Origin of the sequence: Pseudomonas sp. AP19 (assembly GCF_001728855.1) — a bacterium.
Lineage (GTDB): Bacteria > Pseudomonadota > Gammaproteobacteria > Pseudomonadales > Pseudomonadaceae > Aquipseudomonas > Aquipseudomonas fluorescens.
Genome location: NZ_LXJP01000037.1, coordinates 12,432 through 25,790, shown reverse-complemented (window position 1 = coordinate 25,790; position 13,359 = coordinate 12,432). Strand labels below are relative to the sequence as shown.

Genomic DNA, 13,359 nt, shown 5'->3' with positions numbered 1-13,359 from the left:
GTCAATCGGGCCAGCGTACGGTCAGGCCGCCATCGATCACGATGCTCTGCCCGGTCAAATAACTCGATGCCTCGCTGGTCAAAAATTGCACCAGTGACGCCACTTCATCCGCGCGCCCTACCCGGCCCAGCGGGATTGCCCGCGCGGCCTTGGCCAACCCCTCAGGCCCCAACGAATGCTTCGCGTCCAACGACTGCGGCGTCTCGATCAACCCGGGTATCACCGCATTGCAACGAATCCCCAACGGCGCCAACTCCACCGCCAGCGAACGGCACAACCCCGGCACGCCCGCCTTCGCCGCCGCGTAATGGCTGTGCTCCTGCCAGCCATAAACGCCACCGGCAATCGATGAAATCGCCACCAGCGCGCCGCCTTCGGTCATGTGCCGGGTCGCCGCACGGAAGGTGCGCATCACCCCCGTCAGGTCGACATTGAGCATCTCGTTCCACCCTTCATCGGTCATCTCCAGCAAGGGCGCGCGGCGCAGCAGGCCGGCATTGGCCACCGCGTAATCCAGACGCCCAAAATGCTGCACGGCCTGCTCGGCCAGGGCGTCCACCGAAGCGGTATCGCCCACGTCCAGCGCCAGCATCAGGCATTCGCCGCCCGCCTTCTGCACCAGGGCGACGGTGGTGTGCGGGTCATGCGGGTCGGCCGGGTAATACCCGCCCACCACCGCCACGCCGTTACGTGCATACGCCACGGCCAGGGCTTGGCCGATGCCGCTGGCGGCACCGGTAATCAGGGCAACTTTACGGCTCATCTAAAACTCCTTACTGAACGGTTTCCGGACGCACATGGCGAGCGGCAAACATCAGCGCGCCGGACAAGAAGCACGGCAGCGCACCGAACCACAGCGCGGCGGTCTGCCAATCGCTGCCGGCGGACAACACCTGGGTGGCGCCAAAGCCGGCGACGACCGCGCCAATCGGGCCCATGGCATGGATGATCGCGCCACCGGTGGCGCGGATGCTGGTCGGGAAACTCTCGCTGATGAAGAACAGCGCCGCCGAGTACGGCCCGATCAGAAAGAACAGGCCCAGGCTGTACAGCCCGACCACCATCGGCATATTGCTTGGGCCAAACAGCATCCCGGCAAAGGCCAGGCCGCCGAGCATCCAGCCCAGGCCGATCACGTTGCGGCGGCCGATCTTGTCGCCCATCCAGCCGTGAGTCAGGTAACCGCAGTAACCCACCAGGTTTGAGAGCACGAGGATGATCAGCGAGTTCTCGAACGAGATGTGGTGCACGCTGACAATCACCGAGGTGCCAAGCACGCTGAACACCTGGATCGCCGCCCAGTTGAGCAACAGCGCAGCGCCGATTACCAGGGTGGCGCGGCGAGCCGGGCCACGGAAGGCGGCTTTGAGCCCTGCCTTGCTGTGCTCGTCATAGTCCACACCGTAGGTCACGGCGACGTTTTGCGCTTCGGTCACCGCGCCGCTTTTACGCAGCTCACTGATGCGCTGGTGAATCTGGAACTGTGGGCTCTCCTTGAGCTTGCGCGCCATGATCGCAATCACGATGGCCGGGATTGCGGCAAAGATGAAGCAACCCTGCCAGCCGATGATCGGCAGCAGCAGCGCGGTCAACCCGGCGGCGATCAACGCACCGACCGGCCAGCCGCCCTGCACCAGGCTGTAGATAAAGCCACGGCGCTTGGTCAGGCGCGGATCTTCCGAGGCACCATACAACTCGCTCAGGTACGTGGCGTTGACGGTTTCCTCGGCATACCCCAGGCCACCCAGCGAACGGATCAGAATCAGCGGCGACTTGCCCCACGCCCCGCCAATCGCGGTCAGTGCCGAGCACAGCGCGGAACCGGCCACGGTGAAAATAATGCCTTTGCGCCGCCCCAACTTATCGACGACGGGGCCAATCGCAAAGGCGACCACCGCCGTGCCCACCGCCACCCAGGTCGCGATTTCAGCTTGCTCCACTTCACCCCAGCCAAAGTGCCGGCCGATCTCCGGCAGCAAGGTGCCGAACAGGATGAAGTCATACACCGCAAACACCCAGGCGAAAAACGCGATCCAGGTGGCAAAGCGCACTTCCCGGGACGTCAGTTGCCGGGGTTTCCAGCCAGTCAGGTCAAGCTTGTTGTAGATGGACATAAATCGCGCCTCGAGGGTGGGTTGGGCCGCTTCAGTGGGGGTCAGGAACGGGGTTGACGGCGGATAAAGTCGTCGGCGATTTCGTCGAACGTCACGAAGCGCACGCCGGCATGGCTCTGGATGTGTTCGATCAAGCGCTCGAGCATCAACAGCACTTGCGGGCGACCGGACACGTCAGGGTGGATGGTCATGGTGAACACGGCATGTTCGTGTTCGCGGTAGACCCAGTCGAACTGGTCGCGCCACATTTCTTCGAGGTGGCGCGGGTTGACGAAGCCGTGGCTGTTGGGGGCTTTTTTGATGAACATCATCGGCGGCAGGTCGTCGAGGTACCAGTTGGCCGGAATCTCCACCAGGTCGGTTTCTTCGCCGCGCACCAGGGGTTTCATCCAGGTGTCGGGGTGCTGGCTGTAGTCGATCTTGGTCCAGCTGTCGCCCTTGCGTACGTAGTAAGGGTGGAAGTCGTTGTGCATCAGGCTGTGGTCGTACTTGATGCCTTTTTTCAGCAGCAGTTCGTTGGTGACCTTGCTGAATTCCCACCACGGGGCGACGTAGCCGGTGGGGCGTTTGCCGGTGACCTGGGTGATCAGTTCGATGGACTTATCGAGGACGATTTCTTCCTGCTCGGCGGTCATCGCAATCGGGTTTTCGTGGCTGTAGCCATGCACGCCGATTTCGTGACCGGCATCGGCCACCGCCTTCATCTGCTCCGGGAAGGTTTCCATCGAGTGGCCGGGGATAAACCAGGTGGTGCGCAACCCGTAACGTTCGAACAATTTCAGTAAACGCGGCGCACCGATCTCACCGGCGAACAGGCCGCGGGAAATATCGTCCGGCGAGTCTTCACCGCCGTAGGAACCGAGCCAGCCGGCGACGGCGTCAACGTCGACGCCAAATGCACAGAGAATGTCTTTAGCCATGGTATGTCTCCTTAAATAGTCATTACGGATTCGACGGACAACGCAGCGCGCAGCAGGCGTGCGTCTTCCCCCATCGGGGCGCTGAGCAGCAGCCCGGTGGGCAGGCCCAGGGCATCACGGCCGCTGGGCAAGGTAACGCCGGGCATGTCCAGCAAACTGCCGGGCATGGTCAGGCGCAGGGTGGCGAGGTTGGTGCGCACGAACAGCTCGTCGTCAGCTTCCAGCGGAGCCAACGCCGGCGCGACATGGGCAACGGTCGGGGTTATCAGGACAGCGCCGTCGAGGTCGTCGATCAGCTGTTGTTGCAGGCGTCGGCGTGCGTCGGTCAGGTGGATCAATTGGCTGGCCGGCAATGAACGCGCGGCTTCAAGGCGGCGGCGCACACGCGGGTCGAGTTGTTCGGCGTCGCGGCTGTCGAGCAGGGTTTGATGGAGGGCAAAGGCTTCAAAGGAGCCGAGCCAGCCGTGGTGCTTGATCAGCTCCAGCGTGGCCTGAAAAGTCGCTGACGGGCGCACCTCGATCAGCGCACCGGCGGCCCGCAGTTGGTCCACCGCGCGCAGCAGGTTATTGCGTACCGCAGGCTCAATGTCTTCCAGTGCGCCTTGCTCAAGCACAAAGCGCTGGCCCTTGAGGCTGCGGGCGACATGGGTTTGCGTGCGGCCATTTTGCAGGTCGTCGATTGCCAGCGCATCGCGCACGCTGCGGGTCAGTGGGCCGAGGCTGTCGAGGGTGTGCGCCAATGGGAATACGCCGTCGCGGCTGTAGCGTCGGCTGCTGCTGCGGTAACCCACCACACCATTGAGCGCCGCGGGAATGCGGATTGAGCCTGCGGTGTCGGTGCCCATGGCGATCGGCACGATCCCGGCGGCCACGGCGACCGCTGAACCCGATGATGAGCCGCCTGGGATGCGCGGTTGATCGCTGCCGCTCGGGTTGTAGGGCGTGCCGAAATGCGGGTTCAACCCCAGGCCCGAATACGCCAGTTCGCTGAGGTTGGTCTTGCCCACGCTGACCATCCCGGCGCGGCACAACAGCCCCACGCTCGGCGCATCGAGCAAGGCGGCCGGCGCCTCACGACGATAAGCGGCGCCAGCCGTGGTGATGCTGCCGGCGACGTCGAACAGGTCTTTCCAGGCCAGCGGCACACCGTCGAACACACTCAAGGGCTGGCCAGCCCGCCAGCGCGCAGCGGAGGCTTCGGCCTCACGCCGGGCACGCTCGGCAGTCAGAGAGATAAACACCGTGGGGGCCATGCTCGCGTGCAGGAGGACCTGTTCGAGCACCTGCACCGGGTCGCTGCGACCGCTGGCGAAAGCCTCGGCCATGGAAGTGGCGTCTGACATCAGCATGAACCTCATAAAACGTACATATTAATAAAATGTACGTTTTACAGAGGCAGCTTTCGTGCCAGTCTGCTATCACTGCCTTGAGTGGAACTCAGCTTAATCGACAAAAGCTACGCGCTAGAGAGTCCCAAGCGCCGCCAAAATAGTGAGCGAACGCCTGTGAGCAGGTGCCGATTGAAATAATGTATCTTTTATTAATAAGTACATTTTGGTGCAGAAAAGTAACATGTCTATCCACAAGGCCCCAAAAAAGTGCCACCGACGTGGCGCGGAGTGACAGGCGCAACTATGAGAGAATCCCCGGCCACCGTCCTACACGCCAAAGAGAACGCGATGAAAGCAGTGTCCGCCTCGGCCTCCCGTTACGCGATGATTCACCAGCTATTGCGTGATGCGATCGTCAACGGCACCGCCCGCCACGGGCTGGTTTTGCTCGAAGCGCCGCTGGCCGAACTGTTCGGCACCAGCCGCGTCCCGGTGCGCAAGGCGCTCGACCTGCTGCATGCCGAAGGCTTGATCTGCCGCTTCAACGGTCGCGGTTACCTGATCAACCCCGACGGCCTGGCCATGGAGCCGCTGCGCCTGCCCTTGAGCCCTGCGCACCTGGGCCTCAATGGCGACGACGAGTTGGTGGATACGCGGCCCCTGGGCGAGCGGATCGTTGAGGAAATTGGTGCGGCGCTGTCCACCTGTATCGCGTTCGGTCACTACCGCCTGGATGAACAAGCCGCCGCCGACCACTATGGCGTCAGCCGCGCGGTGGTGCGTGAAGCGCTGATGCGCCTGCGCGATCGTGGCCTGGTGGAAAAAGAACCTTACTCACAGTGGCTCGCCGGGCCGCTGACCGCGCGGGAAGTCACCGAAGACTACGAACTGCGCGCCTGCCTGGAACCCGAAGCCCTGCGCCAGAGCGCACCGAACCTCGACCGCGAGATGCTCGAAGCCATGTTGCAGCGCGTAGTGGACGCCCAGCAAAGCCCGCAATGCAGCCTGCAGGCTATCGAACAGATCGAAGAAGACTTGCACCAGCGCTGCCTGGCCGGCCTGCAAAACCGCAAGATCGCCGCGCTGATCCGCCAGGGCCAGAGCCCGATGATCATCAGTCGTATTTTCTACCGTTTGCTGGGGATCGGTGCCGATCCGGCCATGCTCGCCGAACATCGCTTGATTCTGGAGTTGTTGCTGCACGGTGCATTTGATGCGGCTGCGCTGAATTTGCGCGAGCATTTGCAGCGGGCACGGCAGCGCATGTTGCAGCGCCTTAAGGTTCTGTCGGTATTGCCGGAGCAGCCCCTGCCCGCCTATCTCCACAAAATCAGCTGAGCGCGCGCGGTCAAGCAGGTGGGTCTGCCAGCCCACTGATCAGTGGCTGATGCACCGCCGTGCAGGCGAGCCCGCTGCCACCGGGTCAAGCGGCGTTTCGAAAATATTATGCAATATGTTGCTATCTCACCCCCGCCATTGAAACCACCGCTGCCGCGCCCCATCTAACCTGCATACTTCCTTATGCAGGTGCCCCATGAGCGACCAGCAAGAATTCCCTGATATCGACCTCAACGATTACGCCGACCCCGAAAACGCCGAACACGAAACCTCCTCCAGCACCGGCCTGGCCCTGCCGGGGCAAAACCTGCCGGACAAGGTTTACATCATCCCGATCCACAACCGCCCGTTCTTCCCGGCGCAAGTGCTGCCGGTGATCGTCAATGAAGAACCGTGGGCCGAAACCCTGGAACTGGTGAGCAAATCCGACCACCACTCCCTTGCGCTGTTTTTCATGGAAACGCCGCCGGAAGACCCGCGCCACTTCGACACCTCGGCCCTGCCGCTGTACGGCACCCTGGTGAAGGTGCACCACGCCAGCCGCGAGAACGGCAAGCTGCAATTCGTCGCCCAGGGCCTGACCCGCGTGCGAATCAAGACCTGGCTCAAGCACCACCGCCCACCGTACCTGGTGGAAGTCGAATACCCGCACCAGCCCACCCAGCCGACCGACGAGGTTAAGGCCTACGGCATGGCGCTGATCAATGCGATCAAGGAACTGCTGCCCCTCAACCCGCTGTACAGCGAAGAGTTGAAGAACTACCTCAACCGCTTCAGCCCCAACGACCCGTCGCCGCTCACCGACTTCGCCGCCGCGTTGACCTCGGCGACCGGTAACGAATTGCAGGAAGTGCTCGACTGCGTGCCCATGCTCAAGCGCATGGAAAAAGTGCTGCCGATGCTGCGCAAGGAAGTCGAAGTTGCGCGCCTGCAGAAGGAAATCTCCGCCGAGGTGAACCGCAAGATCGGTGAGCACCAGCGCGAATTCTTCCTCAAGGAACAACTCAAGGTCATCCAGCAAGAGCTGGGCCTGACCAAGGATGACCGCAGCGCGGACGTCGAGCAGTTCGAACAACGCCTGGTGGACAAAGTGCTGCCGGCCCAGGCGCAAAAGCGCATCAGCGAAGAGATGAACAAACTGTCGATCCTGGAAACGGGCTCGCCGGAATACGCCGTCACGCGCAACTACCTGGACTGGGCGACCTCCGTGCCATGGGGCGTGTATGGCGAGGACAAGCTCGACCTCAAACACGCGCGCAAAGTGCTGGATAAGCACCACGCCGGCCTGGATGACATCAAAAGTCGCATCCTCGAATTCCTTGCGGTCGGCGCTTATAAAGGCGAAGTCGCCGGTTCCATCGTGCTGCTGGTCGGCCCGCCGGGCGTGGGCAAGACCAGCGTGGGTAAATCTATCGCCGAATCCCTGGGCAGACCGTTCTATCGGTTCAGTGTCGGCGGCATGCGCGACGAGGCCGAGATCAAGGGCCATCGCCGCACCTACATCGGCGCCATGCCAGGCAAGCTGGTGCAGGCGCTCAAGGATGTCGAGGTGATGAACCCGGTGATCATGCTCGACGAGATCGACAAGATGGGCCAGAGCTACCAGGGCGACCCGGCGTCGGCGCTCCTGGAAACCCTCGACCCGGAGCAGAACGTCGAATTCCTCGACCATTACCTGGACCTGCGCCTGGATCTGTCCAAAGTGCTGTTCGTGTGCACCGCCAACACCCTGGACTCGATCCCGGGTCCGTTGCTGGACCGTATGGAAGTGATTCGCCTGTCGGGCTACATCACCGAAGAAAAAGTCGCCATCGCCAAGCGCCACCTGTGGCCAAAACAGCTGGAAAAAGCCGGCGTGTCGAAAACCAGCCTGACCATCAGCGACGGCGCCTTGCGCGCGTTGATCGACGGGTATGCGCGGGAAGCCGGGGTGCGCCAGTTGGAGAAACAACTGGGCAAACTGGTGCGCAAGGCGGTGGTCAAGCTGCTGGATGAGCCGAACACGGTCATCAAGATCGGCAACAAGGACCTGGAAAGCTCACTGGGCATGCCAGTGTTCCGCAACGAGCAAGTGCTGTCCGGCACCGGCGTAATTACCGGCCTGGCCTGGACCAGCATGGGCGGCGCAACCTTGCCAATCGAGGCGACGCGTATCCACACGCTCAATCGCGGCTTCAAACTCACCGGGCAGTTGGGTGAAGTGATGAAGGAATCCGCCGAGATTGCCTACAGCTACATCAGCTCGAACCTGAAGTCGTTTGGCGGCGATCCGAAGTTCTTCGACGAAGCCTTCGTGCACTTGCACGTGCCGGAAGGCGCCACGCTCAAAGACGGCCCGAGCGCTGGCGTGACCATGGCCAGTGCGCTGCTGTCCCTGGCGCGCAACCAGCCACCGAAAAAAGGCGTGGCCATGACCGGCGAGCTGACGTTGACCGGGCATGTGCTGCCGATTGGCGGCGTGCGTGAAAAGGTGATTGCGGCGCGCCGCCAGAAGATTCACGAGCTGATCTTGCCGGAGCCGAATCGCGGGAGCTTTGAGGAGTTGCCGGAGTATTTGAAGGAAGGCATGACCGTGCACTTTGCCAAGCGCTTTGCGGATGTGGCGAAGGTGTTGTTCTGATAGATCCCCAGCGCCTGAGCCGGCCTCTTCGCGAGTGAGCCGCGCCCACACTTGACCGAGTAGATCGTTTGGAACACGGTCAACATGTGGGAGCGGGCTTGCTCGCGAAAGGGCCAGCCCATTCGCCACAAAATCCCCGCTTGTCACACCCTGTCTCATCTTCGGTTATGCTCGCCCTTCGTCGCCACACAACGGAGCCTCCATGACCGCTGCCCGCCTGCTTCTCCCCTTGAGCCTTGCCCTGCTGGGCGCCTGCGCCAGTGCCCCCAAGCAAAACGTCACAGTGGACAACCAGAGCGCCTGCCCGCTGCAGCTTAAAACCGGGCAAAACCTGATCCTCACCTTGCCGAGCAACCCCACCACCGGCTATCGCTGGGCCATCCAGGATTCCGCCGGCGGTGTGCTGCGCGCCTTGAGCCCGGAGGTCTACAGCAGCGCGGAATCCGGGGTGATCGGCGGCGGTGGCCACTCCACCTGGCGTTTCCAGGCCTTCGCGGCCGGCCAGGGCCGTTTGCGCCTGACCTCCCAACAACCTTGGGAGCCGGAAGCCGAGCCTGCCGAAACCTTCGACTGCGCCATCACGGTGAACTGATATGCCATGGCTGATTCTTGCGTTGATGGGCGCCGGGACCTTTATCTACGGGCTGACCACCCATGCGGCGTTGCTGTGCCTGCTGGTCAAGCCGCTGCCGGTACTCGCGCTGCTGGGCTGGCTGCATGATGCGCCGCCCACTGACTATCGTCGCTGGATCAGCCTCGGGCTGATTTTCTCTCTGCTCGGCGATGTCTTGCTCGCCTGGCCGGGCGACCTGTTTATCTTCGGTCTCGGCGCCTTCCTGGTCGCGCACCTGGCGTATTTAAAAGCCTATTTCAGCGATTGCCGCCGCCTGGCGGTGTTGCCCTTGGTATTGGCGCTGGGTGTGGGCGCGATCCTGCTGAGCATTCTGATCGCCCATGGCCTGGGCGATTTGCTGATTCCGGTGGTGGTGTATGCCCTGGTGATCAGCGCCATGCTCTGGCGGGCATTGGCCCGGCTGGGCAGCGACGTGCCAAAACGTTCGGCGCTGCTGGCGGCGGCGGGGGCGGTGTCGTTTGTGTTTTCCGACACGCTGATCGGCATCAATCGGTTTGTGCTGGCGTTCGAAGCAGCACCGTATTGGCTGATCATCACGTATTGGCTGGGCCAGTGGGGCATCACTGCGTCTGCTTTCCATCAGACAACCCGCGCACACGAGGGCCAACTTGGCTAAAATGCCGGCCTTTCCCCCCTCGTCGCCGGACCAACCGTGAGCAAAGAACCCGATCGCCTATTCGCCCAGCCCCTGCCCCAGGTGCCGGACTTCGCCTTTAACGAGGACGTGGTACGGGTGTTCCCGGACATGATCAAGCGTTCGGTGCCGGGTTACCCGACCATCGTCGAGAACCTCGGCGTGCTCGCGGCGCAATTTGCCCAACCCCACAGCGTGCTCTACGACCTTGGCTCGTCGCTTGGCGCCGTCACCCAGGCCTTGCGCCGCCATGTGCGCACCGACGGTTGCCGGGTCATCGCAGTGGACAACTCGGCGGCGATGGTCGAGCGCTGCCGCGAATACCTCAATGGCCAGGACTCGATGTTCCAGGAGTTGCTGCCGGTCGAGGTGGTCGAGGGCGATATCCTCGCGCTGCAGTTCCAGCCGGCCTCGGTGGTGGCGCTGAACTTCACGCTGCAATTCATCGCCCCCGATGAGCGCCTGGCATTGCTCGGCCGTATCCGCCAGTCGCTGCTGCCAGGCGGGGCGTTGATCCTCTCGGAAAAGCTGCGCTTCAATGACCCTGAAGAACACACGCTGCTCACCGACCTGCATATCGCGTTCAAACGCGCCAACGGCTACAGCGAACTGGAAATTGCCCAGAAGCGCAGCGCCATCGAAAACGTCATGAAGCCCGACAGCCTCGAAGAACATCGCGCACGCCTGCTGGCGGCCGGGTTCTCGAAAGTCGTGCCGTGGTTCCAGTGTCTTAACTTTGCCTCGTTGATTGCCTTGCCATGATTGATCTGTCCCCTCTCGCCCGCCATTTGGTCGGCACTCCCCTGGCCGTATGGGCCCAGGGCCTGCAAGCGCAGCTCGATAGCAAAATGGAAAAGGGTCATGGCGACCTCGAACGCTGGCAGAGTGCGTTGGATGCGCTGCCGCAGATCCAGCCCAGCGAAGTCGATTTGCTCAATGGCCTGACCCTTGATACCGACTGCGACGACGCCACGCGCGCGCAAATGCACACCGCGCTGATGGGCCTGAGCCCATGGCGCAAAGGCCCATTCAACCTGTTTGGCGTGCATGTGGACACCGAGTGGCGTTCAGACTGGAAGTGGTCGCGGGTTGCACCGCACCTGGATTTGAAGGGCAAGCGCATCCTCGATGTGGGTTGCGGCAACGGCTATTACATGTGGCGCATGCTCGGCGCGGGGGCCGACAGCGTCATTGGCGTGGACCCGAACTGGCTGTTCTTCTGCCAGTTCCAGGCCGTGCAGCGCTACCTGAACGAGCCAAAGGCCTGGCACTTGCCGTTCCCGTTTGAAGACCTGCCGTCGAACCTGGAAGGCTTCGACACGGTGTTTTCCATGGGCGTGTTCTACCATCGTCGTTCGCCCATTGAGCACTTGCTGGCGCTCAAGGACACCTTGGTCAAAGGCGGCGAGTTGGTCCTGGAAACCCTGGTCGTCGAAGGCGATCAGCAGCAGGTGCTGGTGCCGGAAGACCGTTATGCGCAAATGCGCAACGTGTGGTTCCTGCCGTCGGTGCCGGCGCTGATGCTGTGGCTGCGACGGGCCGGTTTCAGTGATGTGCGCTGTGTGGACGTGAGCGTGACCACGGTCGAAGAACAGCGTGGCACGGCGTGGATGAAGTATCAGTCGCTGAGTGACTTCCTGGACCCGGATGATCACAGCAAGACCATTGAGGGGCTGCCGGCGCCGATGCGCGCGGTGATTATCGCCAGGAAGTAACCCCAATCTCCCTGGAAAAATGGAGATTCAAAGGTGGGAGCTGGCTTGCCTGCGATAGCGGTGTATCAGTCACTGATGAATTGACTGAAAGATAGCTATCGCAGGCAAGCCAGCTCCCACATTGGTGTTCAGTGTTGGTCAGAGTGTGGGTTTGGCTCGACGAGCCTTGAAGAACTCACTCAACACCGTCCCACACTCCTCAGCCAACACCCCGCCTTCAAACAACACCCGGTGGTTGAGAAACCCCTGGGTAAAAAACTGGCCCTGGCTTTGTACGATGCCGGCCTTCGGCTCCAGTGCGCCATACACCACGCGCGCGATGCGTGAATGCACGATCAGGCCCGCGCACATGCTGCACGGCTCCAGGGTCACATACAGCGTGCTGCCCACCAGCCGATAGTTGCTGATCGCTTGCGCAGCGGCGCGGATGGCGACCATTTCGGCGTGGGCGCTGGGGTCGTTGCCACTGATCGGGCAGTTGAAGCCTCGGCCGATGATTTCACCGTCCTGCACCAGCACGGCGCCCACCGGCACTTCGCCGAGTGCCGCGCCTTGGGCCGCGAGGGCCAGCGCTTCGCGCATAAACGCCTGGTCACGGCTGCGGTCGATAATCGCGGCGGGGCGAATCTGGCGCATCACGCCACCTCGATGGCGGCCATCAGGCCGGTTTCCATGTGGTCGATCACGTGGCAATGGAACATCCACACCCCCGGATTATCAGCCACCAACGCCACGCGGGCACGTTCGTTCTTGCCCAGCAGGTAGGTGTCGGTGAAGTACGGAATCACCTTATGGCGGTTCGACGCGATCACTTTGAAGCTCATGCCGTGCAGGTGGATCGGGTGTTGGTATTGGGTCATGTTCTTCAATTCGAAAATGTAGCTCTTGCCCTTCTCCAGTTTGGCGATTGGGCGGTCGGCACAGGTCTTGTCAGTGATGTCCCAGGCCTTGCCGTTGATCTGCCACAGGCTCGGCGGCTTGCCGTCATCCACCGACACCGTGCCGACCCACTCGAAATTGAAGTTGAGTTTCTCGGCGTTGGCCAGGTCTGGCTCGGCAATCGGGTTGGCGGGCAACGCCGGTGGCCATTCGCTGGGCGCGTCGGCATTGGCCACCGAGCGAAAGGTGCCCAGGCGCACAGGGCCATTGCGGATCGACAATTCCTCACCCGCTGGCGGTGCCTTGATCGCCAGGCAGATACGCATGCCCGGGCCCAGCCAGTACTCCTTGCCCAGTGGCCGCGGCTCGATGGGGTTGCCGTCCAGCGCGTAGATCTGGGCTTCGACGTCGGGAATGTTCAGGCGGTAGGTCAGGGTGTTGTCGAGGTTGAGCAACCGCACGCGGGTGATCTGCCCAGCCGGCAAATCAATCACCGCCTGGGACACGCCGTTGATCGTCGACAGCCGCCCGGCCGTGCCGCCGCGGGCCGCCTCGCGGGGCACGCTGAAGGCCACAAAAGCGCCCTCTTCGTCGACGTGCCAGCTTTTCAGGCTCAGGGTGCGTTCGTGCTTGAAACCGGTGGGCTCGCGCTCTTCGATGATCAGCGGGCCAACCAGGCCACGGCCGAGTTCTTCGCTGCTGTTCACATGGGGGTGATACCAGTAGCTGCCGGCGTCCGGCACGCGGAATTTGTAGTCGAAATATTCACCGGGCAACACCGGCAACTGCGAGACGTAAGGCACGCCGTCCATTTCCAGGGGCAGGCGAATGCCATGCCAGTGGATGGTAGTGGCCACCGGCAGGTGATTGATAAAGCGCACCCGCAGCCATTCGCCCTGGCGCACGCGCAACTCGGTGCCTGGCGCGGAGGGGCCGAACGCCCAGGCTTGGGTCGTGTGCCCAGGCACCAGCTCCACGTCCAAGGGCGCCGCGATCAGCTCATAATCGTGCCCGGCTTCGGCCTCGGCGACTTTCCCCAGCCAGTAGCGATAGGCGCCACCGGCACCGACGCCCACGACGGCCAGGCCTGCAAGGCCACCCAGGATTTGTCGACGGGAAAAGGATCGGGACACAACAACCTCACGTATCTGCCGCGCGCCAGAGGCCCGCAAAG

12 protein-coding genes are annotated in these 13,359 nt (G+C 62.5%); 6 read left to right on the top strand and 6 right to left on the bottom strand.

The window, feature by feature from the left end; translation table 11 throughout:
- Position 1: 1 nt before the first annotated feature.
- From A7D21_RS22810 to A7D21_RS22795, 4 genes are read right to left on the bottom strand one after another with little or no spacing between them, the layout of a single operon-like run.
- Positions 2-763: an SDR family NAD(P)-dependent oxidoreductase gene (locus A7D21_RS22810; RefSeq protein ID WP_053254587.1), complete on the bottom strand. Its 762-nt coding sequence runs from the start codon at positions 761-763 to the stop codon at positions 2-4.
- Positions 764-773: 10 nt separating this feature from the next.
- A complete protein-coding gene (locus A7D21_RS22805; RefSeq protein WP_053254586.1) occupies positions 774-2,114 on the bottom strand; it encodes an MFS transporter in 1,341 nt (446 codons plus the stop codon).
- 41 nt (positions 2,115-2,155) lie between these two features.
- Positions 2,156-3,034 (bottom strand): polysaccharide deacetylase, encoded by an 879-nt coding sequence (locus tag A7D21_RS22800; RefSeq protein ID WP_053254585.1) that lies wholly within the window; start codon positions 3,032-3,034, stop codon positions 2,156-2,158.
- Between the two features lie 11 nt (positions 3,035-3,045).
- A complete protein-coding gene (locus A7D21_RS22795; RefSeq protein WP_053255345.1) occupies positions 3,046-4,377 on the bottom strand; it encodes an amidase in 1,332 nt (443 codons plus the stop codon).
- Positions 4,378-4,713: 336 nt separating this feature from the next.
- On the opposite strand from A7D21_RS22795, the gene A7D21_RS22790 reads away from it, so the two are divergent.
- The 6 genes from A7D21_RS22790 to cmoB all read left to right on the top strand — a co-directional run bounded on the left by A7D21_RS22790 (position 4,714) and on the right by cmoB (position 11,306).
- Entirely contained in the window at positions 4,714-5,703 is a 990-nt protein-coding gene (locus tag A7D21_RS22790) for a GntR family transcriptional regulator (RefSeq protein ID WP_069552761.1), read from the top strand.
- A gap of 196 nt (positions 5,704-5,899) precedes the next feature.
- Positions 5,900-8,323, top strand: a complete 2,424-nt coding sequence (gene lon / locus A7D21_RS22785) for an endopeptidase La (protein ID WP_069552760.1) — start codon at positions 5,900-5,902, stop codon at positions 8,321-8,323.
- Positions 8,324-8,525: 202 nt separating this feature from the next.
- On the top strand, positions 8,526-8,915 hold the full coding sequence (locus tag A7D21_RS22780; protein ID WP_053254582.1) for a protease inhibitor I42 family protein: 390 nt from the start codon (positions 8,526-8,528) through the stop codon (positions 8,913-8,915).
- Between the two features lies 1 nt (position 8,916).
- Positions 8,917-9,573 (top strand): lysoplasmalogenase, encoded by a 657-nt coding sequence (locus A7D21_RS22775; protein WP_053254581.1) that lies wholly within the window; start codon positions 8,917-8,919, stop codon positions 9,571-9,573.
- Positions 9,574-9,609: 36 nt separating this feature from the next.
- Positions 9,610-10,353, top strand: coding sequence for a carboxy-S-adenosyl-L-methionine synthase CmoA (gene cmoA, locus A7D21_RS22770; RefSeq protein WP_069552759.1), 744 nt, complete (start codon positions 9,610-9,612; stop codon positions 10,351-10,353).
- Positions 10,350-11,306 carry a tRNA 5-methoxyuridine(34)/uridine 5-oxyacetic acid(34) synthase CmoB gene (gene cmoB / locus A7D21_RS22765; RefSeq protein ID WP_069552758.1) on the top strand — a complete coding sequence of 319 codons (957 nt, stop codon included), beginning with the start codon at positions 10,350-10,352 and terminating at the stop codon, positions 11,304-11,306. Before cmoA ends, cmoB begins: the two co-directional genes overlap by 4 nt.
- A 138-nt stretch (positions 11,307-11,444) precedes the next feature.
- On the opposite strand, the gene tadA is transcribed toward cmoB, so the two are convergent.
- Positions 11,445-11,942 carry a tRNA adenosine(34) deaminase TadA gene (tadA, locus tag A7D21_RS22760; RefSeq protein ID WP_053254578.1) on the bottom strand — a complete coding sequence of 166 codons (498 nt, stop codon included), beginning with the start codon at positions 11,940-11,942 and terminating at the stop codon, positions 11,445-11,447.
- Positions 11,942-13,318 carry a multicopper oxidase family protein gene (locus A7D21_RS22755; protein ID WP_104814078.1) on the bottom strand — a complete coding sequence of 459 codons (1,377 nt, stop codon included), beginning with the start codon at positions 13,316-13,318 and terminating at the stop codon, positions 11,942-11,944. The genes tadA and A7D21_RS22755 overlap by 1 nt, the downstream gene beginning before the upstream one ends.
- Between the last annotated feature and the right edge of the window lie 41 nt (positions 13,319-13,359).

Excerpts from the sequence above, each read along its gene's own strand:
- A7D21_RS22790 (WP_069552761.1), top strand. The coding sequence starts at position 4,714 with ATGAAAGCAGTGTCCGCCTCGGCCTCCCGTTACGCGATGATTCACCAG.
- lon (WP_069552760.1), top strand. The coding sequence starts at position 5,900 with ATGAGCGACCAGCAAGAATTCCCTGATATCGACCTCAACGATTACGCC.
- A7D21_RS22805 (WP_053254586.1), bottom strand. The coding sequence starts at position 2,114 with ATGTCCATCTACAACAAGCTTGACCTGACTGGCTGGAAACCCCGGCAA.
- A7D21_RS22800 (WP_053254585.1), bottom strand. The coding sequence starts at position 3,034 with ATGGCTAAAGACATTCTCTGTGCATTTGGCGTCGACGTTGACGCCGTC.
- A7D21_RS22780 (WP_053254582.1), top strand. The coding sequence starts at position 8,526 with ATGACCGCTGCCCGCCTGCTTCTCCCCTTGAGCCTTGCCCTGCTGGGC.
- tadA (WP_053254578.1), bottom strand. The coding sequence starts at position 11,942 with ATGCGCCAGATTCGCCCCGCCGCGATTATCGACCGCAGCCGTGACCAG.
- A7D21_RS22795 (WP_053255345.1), bottom strand. The coding sequence starts at position 4,377 with ATGTCAGACGCCACTTCCATGGCCGAGGCTTTCGCCAGCGGTCGCAGC.
- A7D21_RS22775 (WP_053254581.1), top strand. The coding sequence starts at position 8,917 with ATGCCATGGCTGATTCTTGCGTTGATGGGCGCCGGGACCTTTATCTAC.
- A7D21_RS22810 (WP_053254587.1), bottom strand. The coding sequence starts at position 763 with ATGAGCCGTAAAGTTGCCCTGATTACCGGTGCCGCCAGCGGCATCGGC.
- cmoB (WP_069552758.1), top strand. The coding sequence starts at position 10,350 with ATGATTGATCTGTCCCCTCTCGCCCGCCATTTGGTCGGCACTCCCCTG.